Below are 13,577 nucleotides of genomic sequence, written 5' to 3'. Positions count from 1 at the left end.
CACCGGAAGAGGAGCAGCGGCATGTCGAACCACACGTACCGGGTCACGGAGATCGTCGGCACCTCACCGGACGGCGTCGACCAGGCCATCCGCAACGGCATCGACCGGGCCTCGCAGACGCTGCGCAACCTGGACTGGTTCGAGGTGACGCAGGTGCGCGGCCAGCTCGAGGACGGGCAGATCGCCCACTGGCAGGTGGGCCTGAAGGTGGGCTTCCGGCTGGACGAGTCCGAGTAACCGGGGGCGCGGGCTCTCCCCCGGCAGGCACGGTCAGGTGCGTCCTTCGCGCTCCTGTGCCGCCTTCATCTCGGCGGACCGGGTCACCCAGTCGGCCCGTACGACGGTGAAGCCCGCGCGCCGGGCGTCGGCGCAGACCAGTTCGTCGTCGTCGACGAGGACGCGGACCTCGCGGCTGCGGGCGAGCCGCCGCAGGATCTCCAGCTTGGTGAACCGCGCGGGCCGCCGGTCGGCGTCCCGCCGCATGAACACGCGCCCTTCGGGCAGCCCCTGGGCGGCGAGCCAGTCGAGTGTGTCGCGCCGGCAGCGTTCGGGCCGCCCGGTGAGGTAGAGGATTTCGCACTCCCGCGCGTGCTCCCGGACCAGCGCCACGCCCTCCGGGACGGGCGGGTCCTGCGGCGCCGCCGAGAAGAAGCCGTCCCAGTCCTTCGGCCTGCGCTCCAGGAACCCCTGCCGGTGCGTGGCGTCGGCGAGGGTGTTGTCCAGGTCGAACACGGCCAGCGGGGCTTTGCTGCGGTCGTCACTCACGCCGCCCAGCCTAAGTGGTCCTCGGGGCGGCGGTGACCGGCATCGGGACGCATATTGTTAATGGTATCCATTTTCATGTAGCGTCTCGGTGCCCGACCACCGAGGAGGAGCTCCATGGCCGTCCCCAAGCGGAAGATGTCCCGCAGCAACACCCGTCACCGCCGCGCCCAGTGGAAGGCGGTCACACCCACGCTGGTCCCCGTCACCGTGGACGGCGTCCGTCACCTGGTACCGCAGAACCTCGTCAAGGCCTACGAACGCGGTCTGCTACGCCCCGACGGCTGAGCACGCCGTCTCCGCCCAGCAATGGGCCCGGACCCGGCGCAGCCAGGCCTCGACCGGCACCTCGTCGGGCTCGTCCGGCAGTGCCGTGGGGCCCTCGTCGAAGGCGGCCTCGTGGTGCCGGAGCAGGGGCAGGGCGGCCGCGGGGTCGGCGGCCACGCGCTCGCCGAAGGCGTGGTACTCGTCCGGGTTCTCGACGCGGATCGTCAACCGCCCCGTGGTGTACAGCTCCAGGCCCTGCCCGCACAGCCGCTTGAGGTGCCGGGCGTGCTTCGCCGTGCGCTTACGGGTGTCGGCGGAGAACGAACCGTCGCCCCGCGCCTCCAGCCGCCGGAACTGCTGGGTGGCGTACCCGAGATAGGCGTCCCGGACGCGCTTGGCGCTCAGGAACGCCGACCGGATGCCGATGAGTTCGTCGCCGAGCGGGGTGCGCACCTCGTACAGATCGTCCGGGAGCCACACCAGCTCCATCGCGGTCGGGTTGCCGCCGAGGGCCAGCCGGCACCACTTGGCGGCCTCGTGCAGGGTCCGGTCCGGCGCCGTGCTGACGTGCGACTCCTTCGGCCGGTGCAGACCGTGCAGCTCTTCGGTCGGCGCGGCGAACAGGCCGAGGCGGTCGACGTCCGAGCCCGGGCGGGCCAGGCCGTAGGCGGTCGATCCGACGATGCCGGAGAGCAGGACGTTGGGGACGGTCACGGTCGGCCGCCTTTCGCTACGAGGTACCGCGACATTGTCCTGACGTGCCCGGACGCGGTCACCCGGTTTTCCGGTGACGGTCCACGCGGGGCGGCGGAATACCGGCGGGGCCGCCCGGCGTAGAACCTGGCATGGATCCCGTGCGCCTGTCCGTCCTCGACCGCTCCCGCACCCGCGAGGGGCACACCCACCCCGAGGCGCTGCGCGACACCGTGCGGCTGGCGCGGGAGCTGGAGCGGCTCGGCTACCACCGCGTCTGGGTCTCCGAGCACCACGGCGTGCCCGGGGTCGCCGGCTCCGCTCCGACCGTGCTGGCCGCGGCCGTCGCGGGCGCGACCCGGACGATCCGGGTCGGCACCGGCGGGGTGATGCTGCCCAACCACCGGCCGCTGGTCGTGGCCGAGCAGTTCGGCGTGCTGGAGTCGCTGTTCCCCGGACGGATCGACATGGGCCTCGGCAGGTCCGTCGGTTTCACGGACGGGGTGCGCCGGGCCCTGGGCCGCGGCAAGGACGACGCCGACGACTTCGAGGCCCAGCTGGCGGAGCTGCTCGGGTGGTTCCGGGGCACCTCCCCCACCGGGGTCCACGCCCGGCCCGCCGAGGGCCTGAGCGTGCCGCCGTTCGTCCTGGCCATGGGCGAGGGCGCCGGCATCGCCGCCCGCGCGGGCCTGCCCATGGTCATCGGCGACCTCCGGAACCGGGACAGGATGCGGCGCGGCATCGACCACTACCGCGAGATGTTCCGCCCCTCCCCCTGGGCCGCGGAGCCCTACGTCGTGGTCTCCGGCACGATCGCCGTGGCCGGCACCCCCGAGGAGGCGCGGCGGCTGCTGATCCCGGAGGCCTGGTCCATGGCGCACTCCCGCACTCACGGCACCTTCCCGCCGCTGCCGCCCGCCGAGCTCGTGGAGACCCGCACGATGACGGCCAAGGAGCGCGGCTTCTACGAGTCGGGCCTGACCGGCCACATCGCCGGCACCGAGGACCAGGTGGCGCACGAGCTGGAGACGCTGCTGAAGGAGACGGGCCCCCAGGAGGTCCTCGTCACGACCAGCACGTACGACCGCGAGGCCCTGCTCGACTCCTACCGGCGGCTGGCCGCGATCACCTCCGGCTAGATCCGGTTAGAGTCGTTACCCATGCACGACCGCGACCCTCATGACCCGTACGTCCGTGTCCGCGGAGCACGCGAGCACAATCTCCGGGGCGTCGACGTCGACATCCCCCGGGACGTGCTGGCCGTGTTCACCGGCGTGTCCGGCTCGGGCAAGTCGTCGCTGGCGTTCGGCACGATCTACGCGGAGGCGCAGCGGCGCTACTTCGAGTCGGTGGCGCCGTACGCACGCCGGCTGATCCACCAGGTCGGCGCGCCGAAGGTCGGGGAGATCACGGGTCTGCCCCCGGCGGTCTCGCTCCAGCAGCGCCGCGCGGCGCCCACCTCGCGCTCCTCCGTCGGCACCGTCACCAACCTCTCCAACTCCCTGCGCATGCTGTTCTCCCGGGCCGGCACCTATCCGCCCGGCGCCGAGCGGCTCGACTCCGACGCCTTCTCGCCCAATACGGCGGTGGGGGCCTGCCCGGAGTGCCACGGGCTCGGGCAGGTGCACCGTACGAGCGAGGAACTGCTGGTCCCCGACCCGTCGCTGTCGATCCGCGACGGGGCGATCGCGGCGTGGCCGGGGGCCTGGCAGGGCAAGAACCTGCGGGACGTCCTCGACGCGCTCGGCCACGACGTGGACCGGCCGTGGCGGGAGCTGCCCGCCGGCGAACGGGAGTGGATCCTGTTCACGGAGGAGCAGCCGGTCGTCACGGTGCACCCCGTGCGGGACGCCGACCGGATCCAACGGCCGTACCAGGGCACGTACATGAGCGCCCACCGGTACGTGATGAAGACGTTCTCGGACTCCAAGAGCGCAACCCTGCGGGCCAGGGCGGAGCGGTTCCTCACCAGTGCGCCCTGCCCGGCGTGCGGCGGCAGCCGGCTGCGCCCCGAGGCCCTGGCGGTGACCTTCGGCGGCCGGACCATCGGCGAGCTGGCGGCGCTGCCGCTGGTGGAACTGGCCGCCGGTCTCGACGCGGGCTCGGAGGCCGCCCGGGTGCTCACCGACGACCTGAGGTCCCGTATCGCGCCGGTCGTCGAGCTGGGGCTCGGCTACCTCAGCCTCGACCGGCCGACTCCCACCCTCTCCGCGGGCGAACTGCAGCGCCTGCGCCTCGCCACCCAGCTGCGCTCCGGCCTGTTCGGGGTCGTCTACGTCCTCGACGAGCCGTCGGCCGGACTGCACCCGGCGGACACCGAGGCGCTGCTCACGGTGCTGGCGCGGCTGAAGGCGTCCGGGAACTCGGTGTTCGTGGTGGAGCACCACCTGGACGTGGTGCGCGCCGCCGACTGGCTGGTCGACGTCGGTCCGGACGCGGGTGAGCACGGCGGGCGGGTGCTGCACAGCGGCCCGGTGGCCGGGCTGGCGGGGGTCGAGGAGTCGGCGACGGCCCGCTACCTCTTCGGCGGCTGTGCCGCCCCGGCCCGGAAGGTGCGCGAGGCGACGGGCCGACTGAGGACCGGCCCGACCACGCGGCACAACCTGCGTGGTGTGACGGCGGAGTTCCCGCTCGGCGTCTTCACCGCTGTCACCGGCGTCTCCGGCAGCGGCAAGTCGACGCTCATCGGCGAGATCACAGAGGACTCGGCGGGCGTGGGCCGGCTGGTCTCGGTCGACCAGAAGCCCATCGGCCGCACCCCGCGTTCCAACCTCGCCACCTACACCGGCCTCTTCGACGTCGTACGCAAGGTGTTCGCGGCCACCGAGGGCGCGCGCGAACGCGGTTTCGGCGTCGGGCGGTTCTCCTTCAACGTGGCGGGCGGGCGCTGCGAGACCTGCCAGGGCGAAGGGTTCGTCAGCGTGGAGCTGCTGTTCCTGCCGAGCACCTACGCGCCCTGCCCGGACTGCGGCGGGGCCCGTTACAACCCGGAGACGCTGGAGGTGACGCACCGGGGGCGGGACATCGCGCAGGTGCTGGATCTGACGGTGGAGAGCGCGGCGGAGTTCTTCGCGGACACCCCGGCCGTGGCCCGCAGCCTCGGCACCCTGCTCGACGTCGGCCTGGGCTACCTCCGCCTCGGCCAGCCCGCGACCGAGCTCTCCGGAGGCGAGGCCCAGCGCATCAAGCTGGCGAGCGAACTGCAGCGCGGCCGCCGCGGCCACACGCTGTACCTCCTCGACGAGCCCACGACCGGGCTGCACCCGGCGGACGTGGACGTCCTGATGCGCCAGTTGCACGGCCTGGTCGACGCAGGGCACACGGTGATCGTCGTCGAGCACGACATGTCGGTCGTCGCGGGCGCGGACTGGGTGATCGACCTCGGCCCGGGCGGCGGTGACGCGGGAGGCCGCGTCGTGGCCGCGGGCCCGCCCGCGGACGTCGCCCGCTCGGCGAACAGCCGGACGGCACCGTATCTGGCCCGTGCGCTGTCCGGGGGCCGCTGAGGTCCGGGGCGCACACGCCCGCCCGCCGAAGTCCGGTAGCGCGGCTCCCGCGCCGACCCGTTGAAGTCCGATGCCGCGCTTGCGCGCCGGGCCCCGCCGGCATCCGGTGCCGCGCATGCACGCCGGGCCCCGCTCAAGTCCGGTGCCGCTCATGCCGGTGGGCCCAGCTGACAGCCGGGCGCCTCTACGCCACCAGCACCGTGTGCGTCCAGGCCGGCGGGGCTGTCTCCTGCGGCTGTGCCGCGCGGGCGAGGGCGCGGCGGTCGGGGCTGCTGCCCGGCGGTAGGGCATCGCGTACCTCGACCTCCGCGATCAGGCCGCGGGCCGTCGTCACCCGCCACAGGGAGGCCAGCAGCGTGTCCTCACCGACGTAGGCGGGAACCGTGGTGGCCCTGCCGTCACCCAGCCGGTAGCCGAGGCGGACCGGCTGGACCGGTACGCCGGCGTCCAGGGCGGCCTGGAAGACGGCCCGGCGGAAGGTGCCCTGGGCCCGGCCGCACCAGGTGCTGCCCTCGGGGAAGGCCGCGACCGCGGTGCCCTCGCGCAGGGCCGCGGCGATCCGGGCGACGGTGTCCGGGAGGGCCCGCAGCCGGTCCCGGTCGATGAACAGGGTTCCGCCGCGCGCGGCCAGCGCACCGGCGACGGGCCAGTGCCGCACCTCCGTCTTGGCGAGCATCCGGGCGGGGCGTACGGCGGCGAGCAGCGGTATGTCCAGCCAGGAGATGTGGTTGGCGACCAGCAGCAGACCCCCGGTGGGGGCGGCGTCGCCGGTGATCCGGATCCGGACGCCGGCGGCCCGTACGATCCACCGGCACCAGCGCCGGACCAGCGACGCCGGTATCCGGGCGCCGAAGGGTGTCAGCGCGATCCCCGCGATCAGGAGCAGCACGACCGCGCCGAGCCGCAGCACGGCACGCGGCACGTCCCGCACCCGCACGGCCGCCGGCGCCCGGACACAGGCCTCGGGCGTGCAGGGTGCGGTGGGTAGCCAGGCGCTCATCAGGCCGGTACGAGGGAGAGGAAGTGGCGCAGGTAGCGCGCGTTGACGCGGCTCATCGGCAGCAGCACGTACAGGTCGGCGACGCCGAAGTCCGGGTCGTGGGCCGGTTCGCCGCACACCCAGGCACCGAGGCGCAGGTATCCGCGCAGCAGGGCGGGCAGTTCGACGCGGGTCGCGGGCGCGGGGCCCGGCGTCCACGGCAGCAGCGGCCGGACCCGGAACTCCTCCGGGGCGAGGTGCCGGCCGCTCACCCGGTCCCAGGTGGCGGAGGCGAGGGTGCCGCCGTCGGCGAGCGGGACGGAGCAGCAGCCGGCCAGCCACTCGTGACCGCGGTCGACCATGTAGCGGGCGATGCCGGCCCAGATGAGGCTGATGACCGCGCCGTCACGGTGGTCGGGGTGCACGCAGGAGCGGCCGACCTCGACGAGCTGCGGCCGGATCCCGTCGAGCGCGCTCAGATCGAACTCGCCCTCGGAGTAGAGCCGTCCGGCCACCGCCGCGCGCTCCGGCGGCAGCAGCCGGTAGGTGCCGACGACCTGGCCGGTCGTCTCCTCCCGGACGAGCAGGTGGTCGCAGTACGCGTCGAAGGAGTCGACGTCGAGGCCGGGCTGCGGGCCGGCCAGCAGGGCGCCCAGCTCCCCGGCGAAGACGTCGTGCCGCAGCCGCTGGGCGGCCCGCACGTCCTCCTCGTTCCGGGCGAGGGCGACGGTGTAGCGGGTGGGGGCCGCGGGCTGCGCGGGGCGGTCGACGGTCAGTACGCCGGTCATGGCTCTCTCCTGGTCACGGGCCGGTTCGGTGAGGCGGGGCGCTGAGCGGGCCTTCGCCTCTGTTCTCCCGACACCGCCTGACCGTCGCGTGTCATGTGCCGAGAGAACGGGTGTGAGGTTGCTGAACGGCTCGCGCCCCGGGCAGGGCCCGGATGGCCCAGCCGGACACGCGCACCGGCGCCGCTGCGGCCAGAGTGAGCTGCATGACAGAACACGGAGGCGACGAGCGACGAGGCGGCTCGGCCTCGTCCACCAAGCGGCGACGCCCCGTGCGCGGTGCCGGGGAGGCGGCCCGGCACGCCGCCGAGGCGCTGGCGGAGCTGATCAGCCACCGCCTCGAGGGGGTTTCGGCGGTGTGCAGGGGCGAGGACGACGGCTGGGTCGTCGACGTCGACGTGCTCGAACTGGCCCGCATCCCCGACACCACGAGTCTGCTCGCGACGTACCGGGTGGAGCTGGACGCGGCGGGCGAGCTGGTGCAGTACCGCCGGATCGCGCGTTTCCGGCGCGGCGCCCAGGACCAGTGACCGGACCGCCGCAACCGCCGACCGGAAGGACCGCCGCATGACCGTCTACAGCGACGAGATCGTCTGTGCGCCCCGCGCCGGAACCCTCTACGACGTGCTGGAGCTGATCCTCGACCGCGGCATGGTGATCGACGTCTTCGTGCGCGTCTCCCTGGTCGGGATCGAGATCCTCAAGGTCGACGCCCGCATCGTGGTCGCGAGTGTCGACACCTATCTGCGGTTCGCGGAGGCGTGCAACCGCCTGGATCTCGAGCACGATGCGCGTTCCAAGACCGTGCCCGAGCTGTTCGGCGGACCGGTCGCCAGGACCGTCGGCAAGGCGGGTGCCAAGCGCACCGCCCGCTCCCTGACCGACAAGGTCCGCGACGTCCTCAGCCCGGAGGACGAGCCGGAGGACGACGTGGTCGACGACGATGCCGACGCCCGCGCCGAGCGGGCCTCGCGGCCGGCGCGCAGGCGCCGCAGTGACGACGACCGCCCGCGGCCCCGTCGCCGCAAGGCCGAGGAGGAATGACCGTGACGGCCACCGCCGCCCCCACCACCGCCGGCACGCTCGGCACCCTGTACGTCTACGGCATCGCCTCCGCGGGCGTCCGGCCCCCTCGGGCGCCCGGGGTGGACGGTGCGGCGGTGCGGCTGCTGACCGAGGCCGGGCTGTGCGCCGCGGTCTCGGACGCCCCGGCATCGGTCCGGGCGAGGCGACGGGACCTGATGGCGCATCAGGCCGTGCTCGGCGAACTCGCCGCGCAGGGCCCCGTGCTGCCCATGCGTTTCGCGGTCCTCACCCCCGACGCGGCGGCGCTGTGCGTCCAACTGCGCTCCGACCGGACCCGCTTGACCACACAGCTCGACGGGGTACGGGGCTGCGTCGAGATGAACGTGAAGGGCGCCGTAGTGCCCGGCCACTTCGCCGATCTCGTACGCCGGGACGACACCCTGCGCGCGCTCGCCCGCCGCACCCGCCGGCGCCCCGGGTACGAGGCGAACGTACGGCTCGGCGAGGCGCTCGCCAAGGGGGTCGCGCGCGCGGCCCGGGACGCGGCCCGGGAGGTGCTGGCCCGCCTGACCCCGCTCGCCGTACGCACGGCGCCGGGACCGGTCGACGACGAGCAGGTGCTGAGCACGTCGTTCCTGGTGCGTTCCGCCGACGAGCAGCGCTTCCGGCAGGCCGTGACCGCGCAGGCTCGTGACGTCGGGGACAGGCTGACGCTCAGTGTGACCGGCCCGCTGCCGTGCTACAGCTTCGTCGACGCGCAGTCCGCCCCGGCCGGACGGTGACGCGGTGGGACTCGTGAGCGGGCTCCTGCTGCTGCCGCTGGCCCCGGTGCGCGGCACGCTCTGGGTCGCCGACCACCTGCTCCAGGAGGCCGAACGGCAACTGGGCGACCCGCGTGCGGTGCAGGCACGCCTGGCGGCACTCAACCGGGCCCTGGAGGAGGGCGCCATCGACGAGGCGGCCTTCGAGGAAGAGGAGGAGCGGTTGCTCGCCCGCCTCGACAGCCCCGTCCGGTACACCGGCCACCACTACCGCGGGGGCGCTTCGTGACCGACCTCGGCACCTGGCCCGGGGCGGGAGCGCAGCCTGCGGGGCCGCCCAGCGGGAGCCTCGCGGACCTGCTCGAACGCGTTCTGGACAAGGGCATCGTCATCGCCGGCGACATCAAGATCGACCTGCTCGACATCGAACTGCTCACCATCCGGCTGCGCCTGTTCATCGCCTCGGTCGAGACGGCCAAGAAGGCGGGCATCGACTGGTGGGAGACGGACCCGGCGCTGTCCTCGCGCGCCGCGCGTGACGCGCTCAGCGAGGAGAACGCCCAACTGCGTGCCCGTCTCGAGGCCCTGGAGGAAGCCGGTCCCGACACCACGGAGGTGACCCGATGAGCGGGGCCCTGACCGACCGGGCGGCCGCGACGCGACCGGACGCGTCGCGCCCCACCGTCACCTGCGTGTTCGCCGTGACGGACGCCCCTCCGCCGGACGAGGTGCTCTCGGTGACGCCGGGCCATGACGGCGGCGGCCCGCTGCGGACCCTGGCCACAGGCCCGCTCCACCTGGTCGTGCAGGACGTTCCGGCGGCGGACTTCGGCGAGGCGGCGCTCGCGGAGCGGCTGGGCCGGCCCGAGGAGCTGGAGCGCTGCGCCCGCGCCCACCACCGGGGCGTGGAGACGGCCGCGAGCGCGGGCACCGTCGTACCCCTGCCGATGGCGACGCTGTATCTGGACGACGGCAACGCGGTCCGGGCCGTGTCCGCCCGGGAGACGTCCCTGCGCGCCCTGCTGGACCGGCTGCGCGACCGCACCGAGTGGGCGGTGAAGGTGCACGGCCCCGGCACCACCGCTTCGGCCGCCGCTGCCGCCGGGGCGGAACCCGTCGGCGGGCGGTCGTACCTGCGGCGGGCGAGCGACAGGCGGCGCACCGAACGCGAGTCGCGCGAGCGGGCCCTGGCGCAGGCGCACGCCGTCGACCGGGAGCTGCGACGGTACGCGGTCGCCGCGACACGGCACCGGCCGCAGAGCGAGCAGCTGACCGGCCGGAGCGTGCCCCAACTCCTCAATGCCGCCTATCTGGTCGACGACGCACGGCGTGACGCGTTCGTCCGGGCCGTCGGCGAACTGGCCCGCGACACCCGCCCTTCGGCCGTGGAGGTCACCATGTCAGGGCCCTGGATCCCGTACTCCTTCGTCCGGCCGGACGAGCTGGCGGGCGCCGCACACCAGGAGGCCGGCGCATGACCGTGCCGGTGGCCGGCGGCGCCGGCCGCACGGCGGTGCCCTGGGACGGGGAGGAGCCGTACGCGCCCGTCGGGGTGCCGCTCGTCGACCTGCTCGACCGGGTGCTGGCAACCGGCGTCGTGATCAGCGGTGACCTGGTGCTGGCCATCGCCGACGTGCCGTTGGTGCGGATCTCCCTGCACGCCCTGCTGGCATCGGTCAGCGACCGGGTTCCCGCCCCCTGGCCGGACAGCGGGCCGCTGTGACCGCGCCGCGCACCCACGCGCTGGACCTCGACCCCGAGCGGGTCACGAACGACCTGGCGGCCCTGGTCCTGACCGTCGTGGAACTCCTGCGGCAGCTCATGGAACGCCAGGCGGTGCGCCGCTTCGACGAGGGGACGCTCAGCGCCGAGCAGGAGGACCGGCTCGGCACAGCGCTGATGCTGCTGGACGAGCGCATGGACGAACTCTGCGCGCAACACGGCCTGCGCCGCAGCGACCTCAACCTGGACCTGGGCCCGCTCGGCCCCCTCCTGGCGGACCCCGGCGTGTGACGACGCCCCGGCAAGGGGCGCGGGGAACTGCGCGACCAGCCACACCCCGCCCGCAGCCGCCGCAGCACCGGAGCCTTTACGGCGCTGCGGGGCTACCGCTTCACCTTCCGCGCCGCCCGCAACCACTCCTTGTTCATGCTCGTGATGGACATCAACGGGATGCCCTTCGGGCAGGCGGTGGCGCACTCACCCGCGAGGGTGCACCCCCCGAACCCCTCCTCGTCCATCTGCTCCACCATGTCCAGCACCCGCGTCTCCCGCTCGGGCGCCCCCTGCGGCAGCACGTTCAGATGGTTGATCTTGGCGGACGTGAACAGCATCGCCGCCCCGTTGGGACAGGCCGCCACACACGCCCCGCACCCGATGCACTCCGCGTGCTCGAAGGCGAGGTCGGCATCCGGCTTCGGCACCGGCGTGGCATGCGCCTCGGGCGCCGCCCCGGTCGGCGCGGTGATGTACCCGCCGGCCTGGATGATCCGGTCGAACGCCGACCGGTCCACGACCAAGTCCTTGATCACCGGGAACGCCGACGCCCGCCACGGCTCCACGTCGATCGTGTCGCCGTCCTCGAAGGAGCGCATGTGCAACTGACAGGTGGTGGTCCGCTCGGGCCCGTGCGCATCGCCGTTGATGACGAGCGAACACGCACCGCAGATGCCCTCGCGGCAGTCGTGGTCGAAGGCGACGGGGTCCTCGCCCTTGACGATGAGCTCCTCGTTGAGCGTGTCGAGCATCTCCAGGAACGACATGTCGGGCGAGATGCCGTCCACCTCGTACGTGGACATCGTGCCGTCGGCGTCGGCGTTCTTCTGCCGCCAGACGCGCAGGGTGAGCTTCATGCGTAGCTCCGCTGGGTGGGGTGGACGTACTCGAAGACCAGGTCTTCCCTGTGCAGGACGGGAGCCTCGCCGGTGCCGGTGAACTCCCAGGCGGCGGCGTAGCCGAACTCCTCGTCCTTGCGGGCGGCCTCGCCGTCGGGCGTCTGGGACTCCTCGCGGAAGTGGCCGCCGCAGGACTCCTCGCGGTGCAGTGCGTCGAGGCACATCAGCTCGGCGAGCTCCAGGTAGTCGACGACGCGGTTGGCCTTCTCCAGCGACTGGTTGAACTCCTCGCCGGTGCCGGGCACCTTGATGCGCCGCCAGAACTCCTCGCGGATCTGCGGAATGCGCTCCAGTGCCTTGCGCAGTCCCGAGTCGGTGCGGGCCATGCCGCAGAACTCCCACATGAGTTCGCCGACTTCGCGGTGGAAGGAGTCGGGGGTGCGGTCGCCGTCCACGGACAGCAGCAGGTTGAGCCGGTCCTGTGTTTCGGCCAGCACCTCCTGGACGACGGGGTGTTCGTCGGTCACCGACTCGTGGTGCGGGTTGCGGGCCAGGTAGTCGTTGATCGTCGAGGGGAGGACGAAGTAGCCGTCCGCGAGTCCCTGCATCAGCGCGGAGGCGCCGAGCCGGTTGGCGCCGTGGTCGGAGAAGTTGGCCTCGCCGATCGCGAACAGCCCGGGGACCGTGGTCTGCAGGTCGTAGTCGACCCACAGGCCGCCCATCGTGTAGTGCACGGCGGGGTAGATCCGCATCGGCACCTCGTACGGATCCTCGTCGGTGATCCGCTGGTACATGTCGAAGAGGTTGCCGTACTTGGCTTCGACGGCCTGGCGCCCCATCCGCTCGATGGCGTCGGCGAAGTCCAGGTACACGCCCTGGCCGCCGGGCCCCACTCCCCTGCCCTCGTCGCAGACGTTCTTCGCGGCGCGGGAGGCGATGTCGCGCGGGACGAGGTTGCCGAAGGACGGGTAGATGCGCTCAAGGTAGTAGTCGCGCTCGTCCTCGGGGATCTCGTTCGGGGGCCGCTGGTCGCCCTTCGCTCGCGGCACCCAGATCCGTCCGTCGTTGCGCAGCGACTCGCTCATCAGCGTCAGCTTGGACTGGTGGTCGCCGGTGCGCGGGATGCAGGTGGGGTGGATCTGGGTGAAGCACGGGTTGGCGAAGTACGCCCCGCGCCGGTGGGCCCGCCAGATCGCGGTGGCGTTGGAGTTCATGGCGTTCGTCGACAGGTAGAAGACGTTGCCGTAGCCGCCGGAGGCGAGGACGACCGCGTCCGCGAAGTACGTGTCGATGCGTCCGGTGACGAGGTCACGGGCCACGATGCCGCGTGCCCGCCCGTCGACGACGACCAGGTCGAGCATCTCGGTCCGCGGGTGCATCTCGACGTTCCCGGCGGCGATCTGCCGGCTGAGCGCCTGGTAGGCGCCGAGGAGGAGCTGCTGGCCCGTCTGGCCGCGGGCGTAGAACGTGCGCGAGACCTGCACGCCGCCGAACGAGCGGGTGTCGAGCAGCCCGCCGTACTCACGGGCGAACGGCACACCCTGGGCCACGCACTGGTCGATGATCTCGACGGAGATCTGCGCCAGCCGGTGGACGTTGGACTCGCGGGCCCGGAAGTCGCCGCCCTTGACGGTGTCGTAGAACAGCCGGTGGACGGAGTCGCCGTCGTTGCGGTAGTTCTTCGCGGCGTTGATGCCGCCCTGCGCGGCGATGGAGTGGGCGCGGCGCGGCGAGTCCTGGTAGCAGAACTGGACGACGTGGTAGCCCTGTTCGGCGAGGGTGGCCCCGGCGGAGCCGCCGGCGAGGCCGGTGCCGACCACGATGACGGTGTGCTTGCGCCGGTTGGCGGGGTTGACCAGCTTGGCCTCGAAGCGGCGTGTGTCCCACCGCTCGTGAACAGGGCCGGAGGGGGCCTTGGAGTCGACGACCGGCTCGCCGGTCACGTAGTCCGCGTAAGAGGTCAT

17 protein-coding genes and 1 pseudogene are annotated in these 13,577 nt (G+C 73.1%); 12 read left to right on the top strand and 6 right to left on the bottom strand.

Annotated features, from left to right (window positions below; all coding sequences use genetic code 11):
- The first annotated feature begins 21 nt into the window (after window positions 1-21).
- Window positions 22-237 (top strand): dodecin, encoded by a 216-nt coding sequence (locus ABTX60_RS25285; RefSeq protein ID WP_033307910.1) that lies wholly within the window; start codon window positions 22-24, stop codon window positions 235-237.
- A gap of 33 nt (window positions 238-270) precedes the next feature.
- On the opposite strand, the gene ABTX60_RS25280 is transcribed toward ABTX60_RS25285, so the two are convergent.
- Window positions 271-765, bottom strand: a complete 495-nt coding sequence (locus tag ABTX60_RS25280) for a phosphatase domain-containing protein (protein ID WP_352099283.1) — start codon at window positions 763-765, stop codon at window positions 271-273.
- Between the two features lie 114 nt (window positions 766-879).
- Here ABTX60_RS25280 and rpmF point away from each other — a divergent pair, with 114 nt between their 5' ends.
- On the top strand, window positions 880-1,050 hold the full coding sequence (gene rpmF, locus ABTX60_RS25275) for a 50S ribosomal protein L32 (protein WP_352099282.1): 171 nt from the start codon (window positions 880-882) through the stop codon (window positions 1,048-1,050).
- Here rpmF and ABTX60_RS25270 read toward each other — a convergent pair.
- Window positions 1,033-1,758, bottom strand: a pseudogene (locus ABTX60_RS25270) (nucleotidyltransferase domain-containing protein); the annotation flags it as partial. The gene rpmF and the pseudogene ABTX60_RS25270 overlap by 18 nt on opposite strands.
- Before the next feature lie 116 nt (window positions 1,759-1,874).
- Here ABTX60_RS25270 and ABTX60_RS25265 point away from each other — a divergent pair.
- Together ABTX60_RS25265 and ABTX60_RS25260 are read left to right on the top strand one after the other, a co-directional pair.
- Window positions 1,875-2,861: an LLM class flavin-dependent oxidoreductase gene (locus ABTX60_RS25265; RefSeq protein ID WP_352099280.1), complete on the top strand. Its 987-nt coding sequence runs from the start codon at window positions 1,875-1,877 to the stop codon at window positions 2,859-2,861.
- Between the two features lie 21 nt (window positions 2,862-2,882).
- Window positions 2,883-5,228, top strand: coding sequence for an ATP-binding cassette domain-containing protein (locus ABTX60_RS25260; RefSeq protein ID WP_352099279.1), 2,346 nt, complete (start codon window positions 2,883-2,885; stop codon window positions 5,226-5,228).
- A 184-nt stretch (window positions 5,229-5,412) separates the two neighbouring features.
- Here the strand turns inward: ABTX60_RS25260 and ABTX60_RS25255 are convergent, their stop codons facing one another.
- Together ABTX60_RS25255 and ABTX60_RS25250 are read right to left on the bottom strand one after the other, a co-directional pair.
- Window positions 5,413-6,228: a lysophospholipid acyltransferase family protein gene (locus ABTX60_RS25255; RefSeq protein WP_352099278.1), complete on the bottom strand. Its 816-nt coding sequence runs from the start codon at window positions 6,226-6,228 to the stop codon at window positions 5,413-5,415.
- Window positions 6,228-6,995 carry a GNAT family N-acetyltransferase gene (locus ABTX60_RS25250; RefSeq protein WP_352099277.1) on the bottom strand — a complete coding sequence of 256 codons (768 nt, stop codon included), beginning with the start codon at window positions 6,993-6,995 and terminating at the stop codon, window positions 6,228-6,230. The genes ABTX60_RS25255 and ABTX60_RS25250 overlap by 1 nt, the downstream gene beginning before the upstream one ends.
- A 203-nt stretch (window positions 6,996-7,198) precedes the next feature.
- On the opposite strand from ABTX60_RS25250, the gene gvpO reads away from it, so the two are divergent.
- Genes gvpO through ABTX60_RS25210 form a run of 8 tightly spaced genes read left to right on the top strand, consistent with a single transcriptional unit; the run spans window position 7,199 to window position 10,792 of the window.
- The gene (gene gvpO / locus ABTX60_RS25245) at window positions 7,199-7,522 is read left to right on the top strand and encodes a gas vesicle protein GvpO (RefSeq protein WP_352099276.1); all 324 of its coding nucleotides are present in this window, start codon (window positions 7,199-7,201) and stop codon (window positions 7,520-7,522) included.
- A 37-nt stretch (window positions 7,523-7,559) separates the two neighbouring features.
- Window positions 7,560-8,036 carry a gas vesicle structural protein GvpA gene (locus ABTX60_RS25240; RefSeq protein ID WP_352099275.1) on the top strand — a complete coding sequence of 159 codons (477 nt, stop codon included), beginning with the start codon at window positions 7,560-7,562 and terminating at the stop codon, window positions 8,034-8,036.
- Window positions 8,033-8,800 carry a GvpL/GvpF family gas vesicle protein gene (locus ABTX60_RS25235; RefSeq protein ID WP_352099274.1) on the top strand — a complete coding sequence of 256 codons (768 nt, stop codon included), beginning with the start codon at window positions 8,033-8,035 and terminating at the stop codon, window positions 8,798-8,800. Before ABTX60_RS25240 ends, ABTX60_RS25235 begins: the two co-directional genes overlap by 4 nt.
- 4 nt (window positions 8,801-8,804) lie before the next feature.
- Window positions 8,805-9,068, top strand: a complete 264-nt coding sequence (locus ABTX60_RS25230; protein WP_352099273.1) for a gas vesicle protein GvpG — start codon at window positions 8,805-8,807, stop codon at window positions 9,066-9,068.
- Complete coding sequence (locus ABTX60_RS25225; RefSeq protein WP_352099272.1) at window positions 9,065-9,406, top strand: gas vesicle protein; 342 nt, start codon at window positions 9,065-9,067, stop codon at window positions 9,404-9,406. Before ABTX60_RS25230 ends, ABTX60_RS25225 begins: the two co-directional genes overlap by 4 nt.
- Window positions 9,403-10,257 carry a GvpL/GvpF family gas vesicle protein gene (locus tag ABTX60_RS25220; protein ID WP_352099271.1) on the top strand — a complete coding sequence of 285 codons (855 nt, stop codon included), beginning with the start codon at window positions 9,403-9,405 and terminating at the stop codon, window positions 10,255-10,257. The genes ABTX60_RS25225 and ABTX60_RS25220 overlap by 4 nt, the downstream gene beginning before the upstream one ends.
- Entirely contained in the window at window positions 10,254-10,502 is a 249-nt protein-coding gene (locus tag ABTX60_RS25215) for a gas vesicle protein (RefSeq protein ID WP_352099270.1), read from the top strand. The genes ABTX60_RS25220 and ABTX60_RS25215 overlap by 4 nt, the downstream gene beginning before the upstream one ends.
- Window positions 10,499-10,792, top strand: a complete 294-nt coding sequence (locus tag ABTX60_RS25210; RefSeq protein ID WP_003994569.1) for a gas vesicle protein K — start codon at window positions 10,499-10,501, stop codon at window positions 10,790-10,792. Before ABTX60_RS25215 ends, ABTX60_RS25210 begins: the two co-directional genes overlap by 4 nt.
- A gap of 92 nt (window positions 10,793-10,884) precedes the next feature.
- Here the strand turns inward: ABTX60_RS25210 and ABTX60_RS25205 are convergent, their stop codons facing one another.
- On the bottom strand, window positions 10,885-11,631 hold the full coding sequence (locus tag ABTX60_RS25205; protein ID WP_003994568.1) for a succinate dehydrogenase/fumarate reductase iron-sulfur subunit: 747 nt from the start codon (window positions 11,629-11,631) through the stop codon (window positions 10,885-10,887).
- Window positions 11,628-13,577 carry a fumarate reductase/succinate dehydrogenase flavoprotein subunit gene (locus ABTX60_RS25200; protein ID WP_352099269.1) on the bottom strand — a complete coding sequence of 650 codons (1,950 nt, stop codon included), beginning with the start codon at window positions 13,575-13,577 and terminating at the stop codon, window positions 11,628-11,630. The genes ABTX60_RS25205 and ABTX60_RS25200 overlap by 4 nt, the downstream gene beginning before the upstream one ends.

The sequence above is a fragment of the Streptomyces sp. NPDC126510 genome (assembly GCF_040302345.1).
In the GTDB taxonomy this organism is placed as follows: Bacteria; Actinomycetota; Actinomycetes; order Streptomycetales; family Streptomycetaceae; genus Streptomyces.
This window is presented reverse-complemented; position numbering and strand designations above follow the sequence as displayed.

Coding starts and splice junctions, on each gene's coding strand:
- ABTX60_RS25285 (WP_033307910.1), top strand. CDS start 22: ATGTCGAACCACACGTACCGGGTCACGGAGATCGTCGGCACCTCACCG.
- rpmF (WP_352099282.1), top strand. CDS start 880: ATGGCCGTCCCCAAGCGGAAGATGTCCCGCAGCAACACCCGTCACCGC.
- ABTX60_RS25265 (WP_352099280.1), top strand. CDS start 1,875: ATGGATCCCGTGCGCCTGTCCGTCCTCGACCGCTCCCGCACCCGCGAG.
- ABTX60_RS25260 (WP_352099279.1), top strand. CDS start 2,883: ATGCACGACCGCGACCCTCATGACCCGTACGTCCGTGTCCGCGGAGCA.
- ABTX60_RS25255 (WP_352099278.1), bottom strand. CDS start 6,228: ATGAGCGCCTGGCTACCCACCGCACCCTGCACGCCCGAGGCCTGTGTC.
- ABTX60_RS25250 (WP_352099277.1), bottom strand. CDS start 6,995: ATGACCGGCGTACTGACCGTCGACCGCCCCGCGCAGCCCGCGGCCCCC.
- gvpO (WP_352099276.1), top strand. CDS start 7,199: ATGACAGAACACGGAGGCGACGAGCGACGAGGCGGCTCGGCCTCGTCC.
- ABTX60_RS25240 (WP_352099275.1), top strand. CDS start 7,560: ATGACCGTCTACAGCGACGAGATCGTCTGTGCGCCCCGCGCCGGAACC.
- ABTX60_RS25235 (WP_352099274.1), top strand. CDS start 8,033: ATGACCGTGACGGCCACCGCCGCCCCCACCACCGCCGGCACGCTCGGC.
- ABTX60_RS25220 (WP_352099271.1), top strand. CDS start 9,403: ATGAGCGGGGCCCTGACCGACCGGGCGGCCGCGACGCGACCGGACGCG.
- ABTX60_RS25215 (WP_352099270.1), top strand. CDS start 10,254: ATGACCGTGCCGGTGGCCGGCGGCGCCGGCCGCACGGCGGTGCCCTGG.
- ABTX60_RS25205 (WP_003994568.1), bottom strand. CDS start 11,631: ATGAAGCTCACCCTGCGCGTCTGGCGGCAGAAGAACGCCGACGCCGAC.
- ABTX60_RS25200 (WP_352099269.1), bottom strand. CDS start 13,577: ATGACCTCTTACGCGGACTACGTGACCGGCGAGCCGGTCGTCGACTCC.